Annotated in this window: 17 protein-coding genes; 12 read left to right on the forward strand and 5 right to left on the reverse strand. The window is 47.1% G+C overall.

Translation table 11 applies throughout. From position 1 onward, the window contains the following. Positions 1-221 precede the first annotated feature (221 nt). Positions 222-1,604, reverse strand: coding sequence for a sensor histidine kinase (locus J2Z28_RS23325; RefSeq protein WP_211084478.1), 1,383 nt, complete (start codon positions 1,602-1,604; stop codon positions 222-224). Next, entirely contained in the window at positions 1,604-2,317 is a 714-nt protein-coding gene (locus J2Z28_RS23330) for a response regulator transcription factor (RefSeq protein WP_074093207.1), read from the reverse strand. The genes J2Z28_RS23325 and J2Z28_RS23330 overlap by 1 nt, the downstream gene beginning before the upstream one ends. 156 nt (positions 2,318-2,473) lie before the next feature. Between J2Z28_RS23330 and J2Z28_RS23335 the strand changes: the two genes are divergently transcribed. Genes J2Z28_RS23335 through J2Z28_RS23350 form a run of 4 tightly spaced genes read left to right on the forward strand, consistent with a single transcriptional unit; the run spans position 2,474 to position 5,267 of the window. Further along, positions 2,474-3,391: an ABC transporter ATP-binding protein gene (locus J2Z28_RS23335; protein WP_211084547.1), complete on the forward strand. Its 918-nt coding sequence runs from the start codon at positions 2,474-2,476 to the stop codon at positions 3,389-3,391. Next, positions 3,391-4,140 carry an ABC transporter permease gene (locus J2Z28_RS23340; protein WP_091038114.1) on the forward strand — a complete coding sequence of 250 codons (750 nt, stop codon included), beginning with the start codon at positions 3,391-3,393 and terminating at the stop codon, positions 4,138-4,140. Before J2Z28_RS23335 ends, J2Z28_RS23340 begins: the two co-directional genes overlap by 1 nt. Before the next feature lie 12 nt (positions 4,141-4,152). Further along, the gene (locus J2Z28_RS23345; RefSeq protein WP_211084479.1) at positions 4,153-4,884 is read left to right on the forward strand and encodes an ABC transporter permease; all 732 of its coding nucleotides are present in this window, start codon (positions 4,153-4,155) and stop codon (positions 4,882-4,884) included. 29 nt (positions 4,885-4,913) lie between these two features. Further along, positions 4,914-5,267, forward strand: a complete 354-nt coding sequence (locus J2Z28_RS23350; protein ID WP_036616662.1) for a YxeA family protein — start codon at positions 4,914-4,916, stop codon at positions 5,265-5,267. Between the two features lie 85 nt (positions 5,268-5,352). Here J2Z28_RS23350 and J2Z28_RS23355 read toward each other — a convergent pair whose 3' ends face one another. After that, complete coding sequence (locus tag J2Z28_RS23355; RefSeq protein WP_211084480.1) at positions 5,353-6,609, reverse strand: DUF445 domain-containing protein; 1,257 nt, start codon at positions 6,607-6,609, stop codon at positions 5,353-5,355. Positions 6,610-6,941: 332 nt separating this feature from the next. Between J2Z28_RS23355 and J2Z28_RS23360 the strand changes: the two genes are divergently transcribed. The 3 genes from J2Z28_RS23360 to J2Z28_RS23370 all read left to right on the forward strand — a co-directional run bounded on the left by J2Z28_RS23360 (position 6,942) and on the right by J2Z28_RS23370 (position 9,411). After that, entirely contained in the window at positions 6,942-7,769 is an 828-nt protein-coding gene (locus J2Z28_RS23360; RefSeq protein WP_047840390.1) for an aldo/keto reductase, read from the forward strand. 275 nt (positions 7,770-8,044) lie between these two features. After that, the gene (locus J2Z28_RS23365) at positions 8,045-8,563 is read left to right on the forward strand and encodes a sigma-70 family RNA polymerase sigma factor (protein ID WP_211084481.1); all 519 of its coding nucleotides are present in this window, start codon (positions 8,045-8,047) and stop codon (positions 8,561-8,563) included. Further along, positions 8,560-9,411, forward strand: a complete 852-nt coding sequence (locus J2Z28_RS23370) for a hypothetical protein (protein WP_211084482.1) — start codon at positions 8,560-8,562, stop codon at positions 9,409-9,411. Before J2Z28_RS23365 ends, J2Z28_RS23370 begins: the two co-directional genes overlap by 4 nt. A gap of 151 nt (positions 9,412-9,562) precedes the next feature. Here the strand turns inward: J2Z28_RS23370 and J2Z28_RS23375 are convergent, their stop codons facing one another. Then, a complete protein-coding gene (locus J2Z28_RS23375) occupies positions 9,563-10,024 on the reverse strand; it encodes a cupin domain-containing protein (RefSeq protein ID WP_211084483.1) in 462 nt (153 codons plus the stop codon). 257 nt (positions 10,025-10,281) lie between these two features. On the opposite strand from J2Z28_RS23375, the gene J2Z28_RS23380 reads away from it, so the two are divergent. Further along, complete coding sequence (locus J2Z28_RS23380; RefSeq protein WP_036616653.1) at positions 10,282-11,133, forward strand: AraC family transcriptional regulator; 852 nt, start codon at positions 10,282-10,284, stop codon at positions 11,131-11,133. 152 nt (positions 11,134-11,285) lie between these two features. Here the strand turns inward: J2Z28_RS23380 and J2Z28_RS23385 are convergent, their stop codons facing one another. Beyond that, positions 11,286-12,899, reverse strand: a complete 1,614-nt coding sequence (locus J2Z28_RS23385; RefSeq protein WP_211084484.1) for a glycoside hydrolase family 28 protein — start codon at positions 12,897-12,899, stop codon at positions 11,286-11,288. A 480-nt stretch (positions 12,900-13,379) separates the two neighbouring features. Between J2Z28_RS23385 and J2Z28_RS23390 the strand changes: the two genes are divergently transcribed. The 4 genes from J2Z28_RS23390 to J2Z28_RS23405 all read left to right on the forward strand — a co-directional run bounded on the left by J2Z28_RS23390 (position 13,380) and on the right by J2Z28_RS23405 (position 16,680). Further along, a complete protein-coding gene (locus J2Z28_RS23390; RefSeq protein ID WP_211084485.1) occupies positions 13,380-14,108 on the forward strand; it encodes an amino acid ABC transporter ATP-binding protein in 729 nt (242 codons plus the stop codon). 40 nt (positions 14,109-14,148) lie between these two features. Continuing rightward, positions 14,149-14,982: a transporter substrate-binding domain-containing protein gene (locus tag J2Z28_RS23395; RefSeq protein ID WP_211084486.1), complete on the forward strand. Its 834-nt coding sequence runs from the start codon at positions 14,149-14,151 to the stop codon at positions 14,980-14,982. Between the two features lie 101 nt (positions 14,983-15,083). After that, complete coding sequence (locus tag J2Z28_RS23400; protein WP_036616642.1) at positions 15,084-15,806, forward strand: amino acid ABC transporter permease; 723 nt, start codon at positions 15,084-15,086, stop codon at positions 15,804-15,806. A 223-nt stretch (positions 15,807-16,029) separates the two neighbouring features. Then, on the forward strand, positions 16,030-16,680 hold the full coding sequence (locus J2Z28_RS23405; RefSeq protein ID WP_211084487.1) for an amino acid ABC transporter permease: 651 nt from the start codon (positions 16,030-16,032) through the stop codon (positions 16,678-16,680). Positions 16,681-16,737 lie beyond the last annotated feature (57 nt).

The following is a 16,737-nucleotide window of genomic DNA, read 5'->3' on the forward strand; positions in this document are numbered from 1 at the left end:
ACCAATGTTGAACTCAACTGCATAGTATTGTAAAATATTTAAATTATGTAATTATTTTCTATATTTATTCTAGCATAATTTGCTATTTTTTGTAAATCTATTTTCGGGATTTTACCACCATTTGACAAGATAAATCGCTTTTACTAGAATCAAAACAAAATTGTGTTATTTCGTTGTTAAACGCACAAAATTTTAAACACCTGTCCAAGACAGGTGTTTTTCTAAGTAGCAGGCAACTGCAAAGCAGCTCTAAGCCCTTCCCCATTATCACTCTCAAGAATAAGCTTTCCCCGATGAGCCTGCGCAATCCTTGATACCATTGGAAGCCCCAAGCCATGTCCCTGACGGGAAGGCCGTACGCGCCCTGCCGCATAGGGGAGAACCACCACATCGTCCAGATACTCTTTTGGAATTCCTTTTCCATCATCTGACACCACAAATTCACAACATACATCCTCAGCTGCACGCATCGTTTCCAGCACAATTGCACACCCCTCCGGGTTATGCGTGATACTGTTTTGTACCAAATTCGTTACTGCACGATACAATAATCGTTCATCCCCCATAACATGAAGACTCTCGTCCTGAACATGAAGCGAGATTGGATAACGCTCATCCAGTCCATTATTCAAAAAATCCGACACAACCTGCCTTGCTAGTACCGAGAGTCGAATCGACTTCAACTGTAGAGGCTGCATCTCATACTCCAGCATGGATACCAGGTTTAGATCACTGACCAGTGACCGCAGGCGTTCACCCTGGCGACGAATAATGGAGGCCTGCTGTTTGTGCTCGGCTGACAAATCCGATTGCTCCTCCAACTCACTCGCGTAACCCAGAATCATGGACAAGGGTGTCCGTATATCATGAGAAATGCCTGCGATCCAGTTGGATCGCGCTTCATCTCTCGCTTTTAGAGCATCATCCTTGTCCTGAAGCATACGGGATGTTGAATTGATGCTTTGAGACAGATCATTAAATATACCTTTGGTTTCGACGTGAATAGGCTCTTCCTTTGCCAATGCATGAATGCCATGGATTAACGGTCGAATACTACGGATCACCCGCGTTCCAATGAGTATGGATACTAGTAGAGCAAGAGCCACATTACACACCAACAATAGTATGATCCGAATAGGCAATGACTTGAGCCACTCTGCCAGAAAGTCGAACTGGTATTTTCCGTACGTATTCTTAGGGTAGCCTACGACCAATAATCCATCTTCACGTTCCCATACGTACACCGGGTATTCCTTAAGATAGTATCGCGCGAACTTCGCAACATCCGTCACATTATAAGAGCGCGGGATTTCAGCCGGAAGCCGTTCGCTCCACTGTACCTTGCCCTGGGGATCGAGCAGCATTGCCCAAGCCTGATATGTATCCAGCAGTTGCATTCCATCGCTGTTTAGCGCATAGTCCCCCTGCTCGCCCTTACTCAGGCCACTGGCCATCTGTTTCACAACCGCACCGGGGGAAGGACCCTCATGAATTTCCTTGAAGATCAGCGAACCTAGCAGAATTAGATTGAACAATAACAGCACCACAGATACCAGAATGGTAGATCCTACAAACTTTCTTAGAATTCGAACAACGCCATCCATCACCTAGACTCCTGAGCCATCAGTTTGTAACCAAGTCCCCGAACGGTTAGCAAAAATACCGGTTTGGATGGGTCTTCCTCAATCTTCTCCCGGATTCGCCGAACATGCACCATCAGTGTATTTTCATAACCATAACTCTCGTCTCCCCATACGGCTTGACACAGGGCATCACTGGTTACAATCCGGCCTTGATTCTCATACAACTTGATCAGTATGGCATGCTCCTTAGCTGTCAATGGAAGCTCCCTGTCTGTCCCCTGTACAACAGCACTCTCCAGATCAATGGTTTGTTCACCTAAACGGAATACAGGCAATCTCTCCACCGTATTGGAGGCATATACCCGCTTCAGAATAGCCATCAGCCTGAGAATCAACTCTCTTGGCAGAAAGGGCTTGACCATATAATCATCCGCTCCCAGCCCCAGACCGAGCAATCGATCCTCATCTTCACCACGTGCCGACAGGAACAGAACAGGCATGTCCGAGAATGACCGGATCGAAGAGAGCAGAGAGAACCCATCCCCATCTGGAAGCATCACGTCCAGGATTGCTGCATCCGGTTTTTCAAGCCTGCATACTGCCAAGGCATTCACGAAGTTATCGGCCGTATAGACCCGAAAAAAACCTTCTTTACGTAAAAAACGTTCAATCATTTCCCGTATCTCAGGTTCATCATCTACGATCAATATTTTCTTATTCTTCAATAATTCCATTGATATCACCCTTTTTATTATACATCATAAAGGCATTCATCCGATATTTTCCATTTCCATTTAAGGTAATTGTAAGGTTATCTTCAGCTACGAGCAAGAAGCCTGATCTATATTTAGAGCAACAGAGACATTAGTGAAATGGAGTTGAGATCAATGATAAATTCTTCCCCCATCGTGGAAACGCACAACCTTTCCAAATCTTATGGCGGTACTAACCGCGTACACCAGGTTAATCTGGCAGTTGAGACAGGACAGATTTTTGGCTTCCTGGGTCCGAATGGAGCAGGCAAAACAACCACATTAAAAATGCTGTTGGGTTTGATCAAACCCACCGAAGGCACTGTGAAGGTGTTCGGCAAAGATCTGAATAAACATCGCCCTTCCATTCTGAATCAGACAGGTTCACTGATCGAATCCCCATCTTATTACGGCCACTTGACTGGACTTGAGAATATGAAAGTCATGCAGCGACTGCGGAACGTACCGCACAAAAATATTGATGAAGCTCTCAAAATTGTCCGGCTCGAAAATCAAAAACATAAGCAGGCCGATCAGTATTCCCTAGGGATGAAGCAACGACTCGGTATTGCCATGGCCCTGCTTGCCTTCCCAAGCCTGCTTATTCTGGATGAGCCTACAAACGGACTTGATCCGGCCGGAATCGGTGAGATCCGGGAATTAATCAAGTCCCTTCCGGGTCAATATGGCATAACAGTCCTGTTATCCAGCCACCTGTTGTCAGAGATCGAACAGATTGCTACCTCGGTCGGGATTATCAGTGATGGCAAGTTGCTGTTTCAGGGAACCATGCAGAGCCTTCAAGCCAATAACAAGACCACCATTCGTTTTCAGACAACAGACACGACAAGGGCAGAGAAAATCCTTTTGACTCAAGGCTACATGCCCACAGTTCATGGAAAACAGTTGGTGTTCAACTATCTTCGTGACGAGGAAGTCTCTCGGATGAACAAGGTGCTGGTAGAACATGATATCCCCGTGATCCGGATCGAGGAACACAAGAAAAGTCTGGAAGACATATTCCTGGATCTGACCGGAAAGGAGCGGAGCCTGTAATGAAAGCTCTATCCCTGGAGTATTATAAAATCCGCCGCAAAAGGATCTGGGTCATGCTATCCCTTTTTCTGGCCGCAGAAATGATCTGGGCCTCCATGTCCATGAGCATCTCCATCTCCCGAAGTGCAGCCAATGCGAGTTGGGAAGCCTTGATCTTCAGCATCGCTTCCATGAACGGACTGTTCCTGCCCATTATATCGGCTATCGTTGTATCCCGCATCTGTGACATGGAGCATAAGGGGAACACTTGGAAGATGCTGATGACGACCAACATCGGACGTAATCATGTCTACACAGCCAAGTACATATGTGCGAACAGCCTGATTCTGTATGGTATTCTTGCGCAAGCTGTGTTCATTGTCGGTTTCGGTCTATCCAAAAACATATCCGGCCCGCTACCATTCTCCCTGCTGGTGCAGTTCGTTATAGGCACACTGCTAACTACACTCGCGATAACCGCTCTTCAGCAATGGCTGTCTCTTACGGTACGCAATCAGGCTTTTGCGTTATGTCTGGGTATGCTGGGCGGATTCATTGGTACAACATCAGGGTTGTTTCCTGCAGGTGTACGTCACCTTTTCATATGGTCTTACTACATGGATCTGAATCCAGTCACTTACATTTACAGCGCAACTTCGGGTACCTATGTATCGGGTATGCTGCCTGTCGGTCTTTTCTTAGCCGCCTTATTGATGGCTGCCATCTTCTATTTTGCAGGGAATATTCATGCTTCAAGAAAAGAGATTTGAGGAGGGAAACACATGCTGAGGAGCATTTCCGCCGAATGGCTTAAACTTCGGCATTCCCGGATCAGTCTGGTACTGGCCATTCTGCCTATTATCAGCCTGCTTATCGGATGCTTTAACTTTTATTTCAATCAAGCGGCTTTACAAAACGGGTGGTACAGCCTGTGGACACAGGTCAGTTTATTTTACGGGGAATTCTTTCTACCTATCCTAATCGCTATCTGTTGTGCCTTTGTATGCCGCCTGGAACACAGCAATCGCAACTGGAACATGATTCTGGCTTCTCCGGTTTCGGTCACCAGCCTGTTTGTTGCCAAGTTGGTCATTGTCGGCATATTGATCTTCTCGGCTCAAACCTTCTTCATGCTCATGTACTGGGCAGCAGGCAAACTGTTCGTCATTCCGGGTCCGTTCCCGATGGAGATCGTCGTATGGAGCCTGCGAGGATGGTTTGCCTCTATCTCTATTGCTGCACTGCAACTAGGGTTGTCGATCCGGATAAGAAGCTTTGCGACGCCAATTGGCATCAGCCTTTGTGCAGTCTTTCTGGGACTAGGCATGTATGTGCTGAAAATCGGCATGTTATTCCCCTACTCCTTGTTAACTATAGGCATGGGCGTTCTGAGTCAAAAGGGACTGACATCCTCGGAGAATATCGTCTTTCTTTTCATGAACAGTCTCTTTATCCTTCTGTTTGCTACCTGGTCGATCCGCCGCCTGAAATATAAAGACATCGCATCGTCCTAAATTTACCGAGATCAAAGGAGGACAAGAACATGAAAAAAGCATTCACTATTCTCGCATTGGTACTCGTTATTCTGACTTGCCTGTGGCTCTTCTTCATGGACCCTGCTAAATTGACTCCCGATAACCCTGCTGGCAAAACAACCTACTATACCACTGTGAATCAGACTACAGTCAACAAGGATGACAATGGCAGATATGCTTATGAACTGATCGGCTATACAGACGAAGGAAAATCCAAAACACTCAGCTTCTCCACCAGTAAGCTACTCAAAAATGGGGCCTATCTGAAACTATATGTATCCACGCTGCGTGGTGTTACACACTGGGAAGAGGTCACAGCGGACGATCTGCCAGGGCAAGCCAAGCAGTTAACCTCTAAATAGAAAAAAAATGCGTTTCTATATCTCCATTGATATTTGCGTAACAAAAAGAGCCTTGCCCCATTACTTCAAGGGTGGCTCTTTTAGGTTATGCCAATGCCATCTGCAGCGCAGTCAGCGCAATCCCGATAACAAATCCGGTAACGGCTCCGTTGATCCGAATCCATTGCAGATCCTGTCCAACCTTATCCTCAATCATCGAAACCAAAGTGGCATTGTCCATTTTGTCCACATTTTCGCGTACGAGTTTACCGATTTTGGAATGGTTTTTCTCCAGCAGTGTTGTGACGCCATCTACGATCTTGGCATTCATGCTTGTCATCAACTCGTGATCTGCCCGCAGATCAACCAATACCCGCTCAATGGCAGGCAGTGCATACGTATCTACATAATGTCCATCTTCCATCGCGGCGAGCGCCTTGTCTCTCAGTTCGGTGAGTTTGTTCAGCACCGTTTCCTCTGCGTTCCAGCCCTCCAGCATATTGTTCTTCCAACTGTTGATTCCATCTTGCATAGCCTCGCTCATTGCCAGACGCACCGTCTGGGTACGTACCATATCAAGCACCTTGTACCTTAGAGCGCTGCCTTCACGTTTCATATCCTCTACCCGATCGAAGAGATATCCTTGTAAAATACCACCCAGACGCTCCTCGTTCATATAACCAAGGAACGCATTCATCGCAAACTGCATCAATCCGTTCATCTGAATGCCGCTGATGGCTTTCATGCCGCTTTCACCCAAAAACATGATCGTCTCGGGCTTAACCAGCCACTCCTCGGCTTGCTTCAGTCCGTAGTCCAGCGCTTTGGCGTCATAACCCCGCTCTGTCATCTGGTGGGCAGCCCGTTCCAGAATCGGACCTAGATCAAAGGCGCCCGCTTGTGACTTGATCTCACGTGCTACGAGCGGAGCAATCTGCTCTAACGGCAGACCAGCCAGAATTCGTTTGCAGAGCGTATCAATCATGATCTTGATCCCGTCATTATGAAGCTCACGTGTCAACGTATCGAGCACTGTCTCTGCTGCTTTGAAATCTGCAATTTTCTCGGTAATGCTGTCTTTGTTGAGCAAGTTATTCTCTACTGCGGAGACCAGACCTTCCGTCATTTTATCGCGATTTTTCGGCAGCAATGCCGTGTGTGGAATGGGAATGCCGAGCGGGTGACGGAATAGTGCGGTAACTGCGAACCAGTCCGCAAGTCCACCCACGAGTCCCGCTTCAAATGATCCTACCAGCAATTTGCCCACCGGAACGCCCTGGAACGGCAAGGATGCAGCAAATCCCGCTCCCATGACCACGAGAGACCAGGCTGCTGCTTTTTTGGTTTGTTTAGGTTTAGCCATTGTAATCTTGCTCCTTTATCGTTAATCGTACGGTCTGGACTGTACCCGATTCCGCACTTCTTCGTTTCTTATGTAAATTCTCCATAGCAAAGTCTCGACTTCCATATTTCGTATACTTCATCTTATCACCCACAAGCGTCAAAACCAAACCTCTGGTTGAAGAAAAAGGATAATAGCGGCGTTTACTTCGTAAAATGGATCACTCCCTTTTCCAAGACCAGGAAGATTCTAGTATAATCAATCAAGACAGCCCTTCGATATCGATTGGCTGCTGAACAGCAGGGTAATTACATAGTGGAACAATGAATCAATAAGAGGAGGAATTTCGGACCATGAAACACGTGCAGGACACAACCACACTCTATAACGGAGTCAAAATGCCATGGCTGGGTTTTGGGGTATTCAAAGTTAAAGACGGAGACGAAGTCGTTCATGCTGTCAAAACAGCCATTCAAGCTGGTTATCGCAGCATCGACACAGCCAAAGCGTATAACAACGAAACAGGTGTCGCTCAGGGTATTCGTGAATCTGGAGTAGCTCGTGAGGATCTGTTCATTACCACTAAAGTATGGAATAGCGATCAGGGATATGAATCCACGCTAGCTGCCTTCGAAGCCAGCATGGAACGACTCGAACTGGAGTATCTGGATCTCTATCTCATCCACTGGCCGGTTAAGGGCAAGTACAAAGATACATGGCGAGCGCTGGAGAAACTTCATAAAGAAGGACGCATCCGGGCGATCGGTGTGAGCAACTTCCAGATTCACCATCTGGAAGACTTGATGATCGATGCCACGATCAAACCAGCAGTTAATCAGGTGGAGCTTCACCCACTATTGATTCAGTCAGAGCTTCGTGAGTACTGCAACAAACATCAGATTCAGATCGAAGCCTGGTCCCCGCTCGGACAAGGTCATCTGATGGATCATCCGTTGCTGAAGGATATCGCCGCCAAATACAGCAAGTCCCCGGCACAAGTGATTCTGCGCTGGGATCTGCAGAACGGCATCGTGACCATACCCAAATCCGTCACTCCTGAGCGTATTCACGCGAACGCCGATCTCTACGATTTTGAGTTAACTTCGGAAGAAATAGAGCAGATTAACGGCCTGAACGAGAACAAACGCTTTGGTTCCGATCCCGACAACTTTAACTTCTAATATAAGCAGATAAATTCGATTACACCCGCCTTCGATCTTAGAAGAGCGGGTGTTTTGGTATGTGATGTTATAGGCAAACTATTCGTTGTTAAGAATGGAGGCGAGGCTCGTTATCCTATTCAGGGCCGAAAGAAAAAAAATTTTTTGACCGTTTAGAACTATTTCTTCTCCTCATCAGTCTAACGAGTGTCAAGCGAACTCAAGCACTTATATAGAATCCAGGCCTGGAACGAGCGGTGACTTGAATTTTTAGGTTGATCAGGGGGGGATCAGGCGTGATTAGACTGAACCATAGAAAGACAAAAGAAGAACAGTTCAGCGAAAAAATAACAGAGATTCAAAATAAATTATATCGACTGGCATACTGCTATGTTAAAAATGAACAAGAAGCGCTGGATATCGTATCCGAAGCGGTCTATAAAGGGTTCATCGCTTATGGAAAGATGGAGTCCATGACTTATTTTGATTCCTGGATGTCACGAATTGTGATCAACACAGCGATAGACCATATTCGACGCAACCAGCGAGTGACCTATATGGAGGATCATGTTCAGGAGTTTGTAGCTCCAGAGCGAGGGGCGTCGCTGGAAGAAAAAATGGATCTGTATGACGCACTGGACCGACTCGTGCCCGAAGATAGAGCCTATATTATATTAAAGTTCTTTGGTAATATGCGTTTCCGGGAGATCGCTGAAGTGCTCTCCCTGTCGGAGAATACCGTTAAGTCAAAATTCTATCGGATTATCAACAAATTAAAAATGGATTTAATAGAAGGAGAGGTTGGAGATCTATGACAGGTAAAGATCGTTACGAAAATATTGAAATCCCTGCTCAACTTACTGACGTTATTCATCATGCACAGAAAAGAGCCACTGCTCGCAAGAATTCATCTCGAATGATTCGTTATGCCTCAGTCATAGCGGCATGTGCTGCTTTTCTCTTCATAGTCAACATTCCTACTGTCGCAAACGCCATGGTCAAAATACCTGTGGTTGGATCTATTGTTCAGGTGTTGCAATTTGGCGATGGAGGCAAAGTTACAGATGGAGTAACTGTGGGATCGGAAGCAACAGAAAATACGCTTAAAATCAATTTTAGCACCGACGAACAAGATCAGACTAATGATGCACCCCATTATAATGTGGTACACAAAGAAGCGCCGAATCGTATCCTCTTCACTTTTAGCGGTGCACGTTACATGGATATAGAGAAAGTCAAAGCCGACTTTATGACCCAGCCTTTAGTGAAAGATGTTTATGGTTCCATGATTTTAGACGACTCTTCCGTCGGATTCGTAGTTGTTTTAAAAGAAGGGGTACATTATGCCGTAACGGAATTCAAGAACCCTGGATACCTGGAAGTGAAACTGACTTCTGACGGCAAACCGGTCACACCTCGGAAGGTATACTCTCTCCGCACAGAATCAATGCCTTTTGGAGAATCGATGGGTATAATTAAAGAATCCTATCCGGATGAGGACATCTCTTTCCTCAAAACGTCCACTGGTGAGTTTACAGCAGTTATTGGAGAATATCTTACCGCTGAAGAAGCTGAACAGAAACTCAAAGAACTCGCTCAGCAACCGGATTATCATGAGGAGTTTTATGTGGACAGCTGGATGAGTAACGAGAAGCCCAAGTGATCCATCATCGCCAAAAGTGATGCTGATCCCAAAGGGAATCCTACATCCCCGAACTGGGCATAGACCTTAGCATACTTAATACGCTCAATCCAAAAAAATCCCGATTCGGATGCCCTGAGCATCTCCGATCGGGATTTTCACATATTAAAACCTATTCGCCTTTGGAGACCAGCTTGAAATCATCAAAGTGGAAACCTGGCGCTACTACGCAAGTTACCAGTACAGGCTCATCGCCCAGCGGACGCGCGGTCTGCCATACGCCGGCAGGAACGAGCACCTGTGGTGATTGCCCCGCAGCAATATCCATCCCCAGAACAAGAACTTCCTCGTTCTCCGGGTTCTCCCCGTTGCCGCCCAGCTTCAGTTCAACCGGACTGCCGCTGTGCCACAGCCAAAGTTCATCGGACAGAACCGTATGCCAATCGGAGATTTCATGTGCGTGCAGCAGGAAATACGTGGAACTTGCCGAGAATCGTGGGCCGGAGTATGTATCCGGCAGAACGGACTGTGGAATCTGATAAGATGCCTTCCATTCTTCCTTATACCAACCGCCTTCAACGTGAGGTTGCATATTGAGCGCAGCAACCAATGGCGATAATTCATGTGTCGTCATAACCTATTTCCTTCCTTCCAAATCATATTGGAGACACTCCTTAACCAGAGTTTCGCCTCTCTCTCCCTACTCTAAAACATCATTCAAGTTTTGTCACCTTGACAGCACATAAGTGCCATGCCAGATTCGTTCTCTCGGTATCTAACGATATGATTAAAGAAATATTTCATTTCCAATGATAGCGTTTACAAAAAGATGGATGTTCCGTTATGATATGGATATCGTTGTTAATCCGTGAAGCAGAGGGGAGCTGTACCATGAGTCTCATAGAGGACCGGATTGGACCCAAATACCGAATCGGTGAACATTCATTTACCATTGAACATATGCGCAGACATGATGGGAATGGTATGCCACAACCTCACGCTCATCCATTCTACGAACTGTATTACTTACTTGAAGGTGAACGAGTGTATTCCATGAATGGTCAGATTCTGTCCGCTCGCAAGGGTGATTTCATTCTGATTAATCCACACGATGTACATACCACCTCCAAAGGAAGTATTCCCGGCTTCGAACGGATATTAATCGGTTTTTCTCCTGCTTTTGCAACGGGGATGGAACTTGGCATATGTGGTCTGCTGCCTTTTAATTGTTCAAGACTCCTTCGCCTGCCTGAAGCGGAACAGCCCGAGATGGAGCGTATATTGTGGCAGATGCTGCAAGAATGCAAAGAGCGACGCCCTCACTATGAGATCGCCGTAAGAAGTCTGCTTGCCCAACTTTTGATCCGTATTCATCGGGTAGAGGAGGACATCCGGCAGTCATGCCCCGGTCCCTTGCATCCAATGCAGGACAAAATCAGTGAAATTGTTACTTATGTGAATAAAAACTATACCGAACCACTTACACTGGAGGGTGCAGCCAATCGTTTTTATATCAGTCCATCCTATCTGAGCCGAATGTTCAGCCGGTTTACCGGGTTTCGATTTAGCGAATATTTGCGTGTTGTTCGTGTCCGGGAAGCACAACGAAGATTACTGTCCACACAAGAGCGTGTCCAGATGATCGCTGAGAAGGTAGGATTTGAACATACGGCTCATTTTAACAAAACATTCAAACAGGTTACCGGTACAACACCGCTGCGCTATCGCAAGGAACACCGGTAGATCATCAGATAACTTCATATAAAAGCCGAGTGGGTAGCCTCGCTCCAGAGATTACATATTCCTTATATTAAAAGGCATCACGATTACTGGATCTATGGCTACGCCACTACGGCTGAATTGGACCAAGTTGTATAACCCCTACTACATACCTTTTACCTGCGAATGATCACACCACTTCGTACCTCGGGACCCACAGAGATCTGACGACCGTCTGTGTCAGCATCGCCTTCACGACATACAATGCCTGCGGACTCGTGTCCGGTCACCATCAGAAGTCGGCCATCTGCACCTTTGCCCTGAATGCTCTCTAATTCTGCCCCTTTGCACTGGTGCAAATGAACCAGCGGACCTTCAGTGATCTGCGCCTTCAATTCAGCGATATGCAGATGTTTCGCATGAGCACATTGGATACCACTGCGAGCTTGCACGTTGTAACGCTGGATGATCACCCCATCCAAAGGCTGTTCCGGCAATCCACTCACAAGCAGCGCAGTGTCGGCACCGGCACAGACCACATCCGATATTCGAATATCCCGGAACACTGGCGTCTCTTCGCTAATCTCCTGAGATAGATCACTGCCCCGGGCAGACCCTTCCTGATTTGCATAGAAAAAGGAAAACGAGATCGCTTCCATAATGATATCTTTCATATATATGCGCTCAATCTGAATGTCCTCAACCACTCCGCCGCGCCCACGTGCGCTTTTGAAACGAAGTCCTATGTCCGTTCCGATAAACGTGCAATCCGACACCCGCACATGCCGCACACCACCGGACATTTCACTGCCAATGACAAACCCGCCATGACCGTGATACACCGTGCAATCCCGAATGGTGATGTACTCCGATGGCAGACCCAGTTCACGGCCTTCGGCATCCTTGCCTGATTTCAGACAGATCGCATCATCACCGACATCGAATACACTCTTCTCGACCACCACATGACGGCAGGATTCAACGTCCAGCCCATCTCCATTCTGAGAAAACCACGGATTTCGCACACTCACGTTACGAATGGTGACATGCTCAGATGCCCAGGGATGCAGATTCCATGCAGGTGAGTTCTGGAACGTTGGACCGTCCAGCAGTACCCGTTTGCATCTTCGTAAACTGACCATATTGGGACGTAAAAAGTCTCTGACTTCTTCATAGGCAGCAACATCACGTACCTGCTCCTGATGCAATCGATTCGCGATGGTGCCGCCCTCAAGTGCAGCTATGGTAGGCCACCAGATTTCTTCATCTCCGCCGGATTGCTCTACAACACCACCGGAAGCGACCAATCGTTTCCATTGTGAAGTGGTCATTTTGGAGCGTTTCACTGGACGCCAGGCTTCCCCTCCACCATCCCATATCCCCTCACCCGTAATCGCAATATCCTCCAGTTCATCACCATCGATCGGGGATTGGCAACGTACCACCTGCCAGCCTTCGAAGCTTGATGCAATTAAAGGGTAGTGATCAAAATCTCGGCTAAATGTAACCAGCGCCCCTTCTTCCACATGTAGTTCAATACGGCTGCGCATTACAATCGGACCTGTGAGCCATACTCCGGCAGGAATAACGATTCTCCCACCTCCTGCTTCAGCACATGAAGCAATGGCAAGTCGGAACATCTCCGTATTATCTGTTACGCCGTCTCCAACAGCTCCATAGTCTGTAAGCTGAAAATCCTGAGCGGGAATGACGGGCAAATTAGCTTCAAAAGCTCGAACATCGGACTGGGCACTTGCTCCTGTCGACATTGGGGAGTGATATGTATTCATCGTGCAGAATCATCCTCTCTACATGTAATGGAATTGTTATAGGGTCAATATTTCGCTTCTATTTTCTTCGTTTATTTTCAGACGGGTGCTCTCTTGCTCCATCATATCAATGGCAAGAAGTGCAAGGTTAAGCTTTTTTGCCATGTACGGTTAGAACTTGATGGTATTTGTTTTATAATTCAAAGTCATAAATCAAACATCACTTTCAGTATACTCTATACAACTATTCCAAAGGTTGGAAAACAACTAGGAGAATAGATTCATTTTTCTGTCAGGATTCGTCACAAGGCATTTAATAACATGACAGATATATAACATATTTTCTGGCTATAGCCCTAGATAACCTATTACTTATGTCATGTTTTATCACAAACCAATTGCCATAAGCAGGATGACTATGTATGATTAAATAACTAGTTTCAATTTATTCCTTATTATTCCTTTTACACACAGACGTTGCAGAAAGGATGGGGTGTACTCTTGATTGAATTTAGGGGTGTCCAGAAACATTTCGGTCATTTTCATGTCCTCAAGGATATCCATCTTCACATTGAAGAAGGAGAAGTCGTCGTCATTATCGGACCTTCCGGCTCCGGCAAAAGCACGTTACTCCGCTGTATTAACCGCCTGGAGACCATTACCGAAGGTGAACTTGTCGTCAGTGGGATTCCTCTACATCAGAAAAAGGTGGACATTAACCTCTTCCGCCGTGACATCGGCATGGTATTTCAACACTTCAATCTTTATCCTCACAAAAAAGTCATCGATAACATTACCCTTGCACCCATGAAGGTGCGTAAACAACCCAAAGAACAGGCAGCCGCAACGGCAATGAAGTATCTGACCCGGGTGGGCATTGCCGACAAAGCAGACAGTTATCCCTCCCAGTTGTCCGGTGGACAGCAACAACGGGTAGCCATCGCCAGAGGACTCGCCATGGAGCCCAAAATCATGCTTTTTGACGAACCTACCTCTGCTCTCGATCCCGAGATGATCGGGGAAGTCCTCGATGTTATGCGTTCCCTTGCCCATAATGGCATGACTATGGTCGTCGTTACCCATGAGATGGGATTTGCCCGCGAAGTTGCGGACCGGGTCATCTTCATGGACGAAGGCCGAATTGTAGAAGAGGCCAACGCTACCGAGTTTTTTGACAACCCCAGAGAAGAACGAGCACAGCAATTCCTGAGCCGTCTGATTCATCATTGAGAATAATCCACTATTCCATTTTTGAAAGGGGTCTTTATTCATGAAGAAATTATTGAAATGGCCATCATTTATGCTTGTCCTCATTCTCTCCCTTGTATTGTCAGGTTGTAGTACAGGTACAGATACACCTTCGACGAGCGGTGGTGGAGGTGACGCCGAGGCGAAAGGCACGATTGAGCGGATTAAGGAACGCGGTAAGCTCATTGCCGGTGTGAAATACGATACGAAGCTGTTTGGCTTGAAAGATCCTGCAAGTGGCAACGTTGAAGGATTCGATATTGATATCGCCAAGGCACTCGCCAAACAGATCCTTGGAGATGAGACTAAGGTCGAACTGAAAGAGGTCACTTCCAAGACACGTATTCCCATGCTGCAAAATGGAGACATCGACATCATCATCGCCACGATGACAATTACGGATGAGCGTAAAGAACAGGTAGATTTCAGTGATGTTTATTTTGAGGCAGGCCAATCCCTGCTGGTGAAAAACGACAGTGCGATTACCGGCCTGGAAAGCCTCAGCGGGGTGAAAGTACTCGCGGTGAAAGGCTCCACATCCGCTCAGAATATTCGCGAGAAAGCCCCGGATGCTGAGGTGCTTGAATTCGATAACTATCAGGATGCATTCACCGCTCTCAAAGCAGGTAAAGGCGAAGCGCTGACCACAGATAACATCATCCTCATCGGCATGCAACAGACGGATAACAGCTTCCAATTGGTTGGTGGTAATTTCACAAGCGAACCTTATGGTATGGCCATTCGCAAAGGCGACACTGCCTTCGTGGAGGAAGTCAACACGCTGCTCAAAAGCATGAAAGACAGCGGGGAATATGACACATTACATGAGAAATGGCTGGGCTCCAAGCCCGAGTAACCCGAATTAAGATAGGTAAGCGGCGAATTCATCTGCTGGATGCGAAGCATGAGCAGATGTAATCGCCGTTTCTACATCTGGAGAACGGAGGCTTCGCCTATATGGGCACATTGGATTTCAGCGTACTGATGCGACACTCGGATCGTTTTCTGGAAGGATTCCTGAATACTATTCAAGTGAGCATTATGGCTCTCATTGGCAGCTTTATCCTTGGTGCGATCCTGGCTATCTTTCGGATATCCCCTGTGAAACCGCTGAACTGGATCGGCACGGCATTTGTGGAATTTATCCGAAACATCCCATTGCTGTTGGTTGTGTTTTTCTTCTATCTTGGACTGCCTGCACTAGGTATCTCACTGGATGGGTTTGTCTCCGGCACTCTGGGTCTGACCATCTACACCGCCGCTTTCATTGCCGAAGCGATCCGAGCGGGCATTCAGACGGTGCCGCGTGGACAGCTGGAAGCAGCAAGGTCTTCAGGCTTGTCCTATGTACAGGCCATGAACCTGATCATTCTGCCCCAGGCCATCAAGATTGTACTGCCGTCTATCGGCAACCAGTTCATCAATTTGGTCAAAAACTCATCCATTCTTGCCGTTGTCGCCGGTATGGATCTTATGTATTTTGCCGACCTGGTTAACTCGGATACGTTCCAGCCGCTAAGTGTGTACACCATTGTTGCGCTGTTCTATCTGGTGCTGACGCTACCACTCAGCTTCCTGGTGCATTATATGGAGCGCAGGTTTGGACAGAGCGATGCAGAGGCGCGCAGCACCAAGGGCAAACCGAAAAAGAACAAACCGGCAGGTCAGGTTACCATGTAACAGATTGACTTGTACCTGCGCAGATTTTCAGGGAGATATATTGGCTTGTCCATGTGGTTTAAATGAGTACTGGATCATCTGTGTTTTACTGGCATTGGTGATCATGTCACAGTGCATATTGTAATTCACTGCTACGGTGCTTGAGTTGCTTTATACACAGTCCATGCCCCATCTATTGATCCTCAATATTCCATTCCTGCATACAGAAGGAGGCTAATAAAATATGGACTTTAGCGGGGCCTATGCGTGGCCCAACCTTCGTTTCCTGCTTCACGGATTCCTGATCACCCTGCAGGTAGCAGGGCTATCTATTATATTCAGCTTTGTGTTCGGCACTATGCTGGGTACGATCCGGTTTACCCGTATCCCTGTTCTGTCACAGATTGTGGCGGTGATCGTGGATACGATCCGGAATCTGCCGCTGTTGCTCATCATTTTCTTCATCCACATGGTGCTTCCACAGCTCGGGATTAAAATGTCCGTCTTCTGGTCCACAGTTGTTGGACTGAGTCTGTTTGAAGGCGCGATGATCGCTGAGATCGTCCGTAGCGGTCTGAAGTCTGTTGAGCGCGGTCAGGTGGAAGCTGCCCGCTCCTCGGGCCTCAGCTACATGCAGACCCTCGGCGGCATCATCATGCCACAGGCGCTACGCCGCATGTCCCCGCCGATGGTAAGCCAATTCATCTCACTCCTGAAGGATACTTCACTGGCAATCATCATCTCTCTCCCGGAGCTGATGCACAACGTGCAGATCCTTGGCGGTCAAAGTTTCGATTACATTATCCCGGCCCTGCTGCTCGCAGCCGTATTGTATTTTGCCATCAACTACGCGCTGTCCATTGTCGCAAGACGACTTGAGGCACGGATGAATTGAATGACTGACTGAATGAATGAATGAAGCGCTGAGAATAAGGCATGAGATAATACGAAA

It is taken from the genome of Paenibacillus xylanexedens (genome assembly GCF_017874615.1).
Lineage (GTDB): Bacteria > Bacillota > Bacilli > Paenibacillales > Paenibacillaceae > Paenibacillus > Paenibacillus xylanexedens.

Excerpts from the sequence above, each read along its gene's own strand:
- J2Z28_RS23370 (WP_211084482.1), top strand. The coding sequence starts at position 8,560 with ATGACAGGTAAAGATCGTTACGAAAATATTGAAATCCCTGCTCAACTT.
- J2Z28_RS23400 (WP_036616642.1), top strand. The coding sequence starts at position 15,084 with ATGGGCACATTGGATTTCAGCGTACTGATGCGACACTCGGATCGTTTT.
- J2Z28_RS23340 (WP_091038114.1), top strand. The coding sequence starts at position 3,391 with ATGAAAGCTCTATCCCTGGAGTATTATAAAATCCGCCGCAAAAGGATC.
- J2Z28_RS23380 (WP_036616653.1), top strand. The coding sequence starts at position 10,282 with ATGAGTCTCATAGAGGACCGGATTGGACCCAAATACCGAATCGGTGAA.
- J2Z28_RS23405 (WP_211084487.1), top strand. The coding sequence starts at position 16,030 with ATGGACTTTAGCGGGGCCTATGCGTGGCCCAACCTTCGTTTCCTGCTT.
- J2Z28_RS23385 (WP_211084484.1), bottom strand. The coding sequence starts at position 12,899 with ATGAATACATATCACTCCCCAATGTCGACAGGAGCAAGTGCCCAGTCC.
- J2Z28_RS23375 (WP_211084483.1), bottom strand. The coding sequence starts at position 10,024 with ATGACGACACATGAATTATCGCCATTGGTTGCTGCGCTCAATATGCAA.
- J2Z28_RS23350 (WP_036616662.1), top strand. The coding sequence starts at position 4,914 with ATGAAAAAAGCATTCACTATTCTCGCATTGGTACTCGTTATTCTGACT.
- J2Z28_RS23395 (WP_211084486.1), top strand. The coding sequence starts at position 14,149 with ATGAAGAAATTATTGAAATGGCCATCATTTATGCTTGTCCTCATTCTC.
- J2Z28_RS23360 (WP_047840390.1), top strand. The coding sequence starts at position 6,942 with ATGAAACACGTGCAGGACACAACCACACTCTATAACGGAGTCAAAATG.
- J2Z28_RS23345 (WP_211084479.1), top strand. The coding sequence starts at position 4,153 with ATGCTGAGGAGCATTTCCGCCGAATGGCTTAAACTTCGGCATTCCCGG.
- J2Z28_RS23325 (WP_211084478.1), bottom strand. The coding sequence starts at position 1,604 with ATGGATGGCGTTGTTCGAATTCTAAGAAAGTTTGTAGGATCTACCATT.
- J2Z28_RS23330 (WP_074093207.1), bottom strand. The coding sequence starts at position 2,317 with ATGGAATTATTGAAGAATAAGAAAATATTGATCGTAGATGATGAACCT.
- J2Z28_RS23355 (WP_211084480.1), bottom strand. The coding sequence starts at position 6,609 with ATGGCTAAACCTAAACAAACCAAAAAAGCAGCAGCCTGGTCTCTCGTG.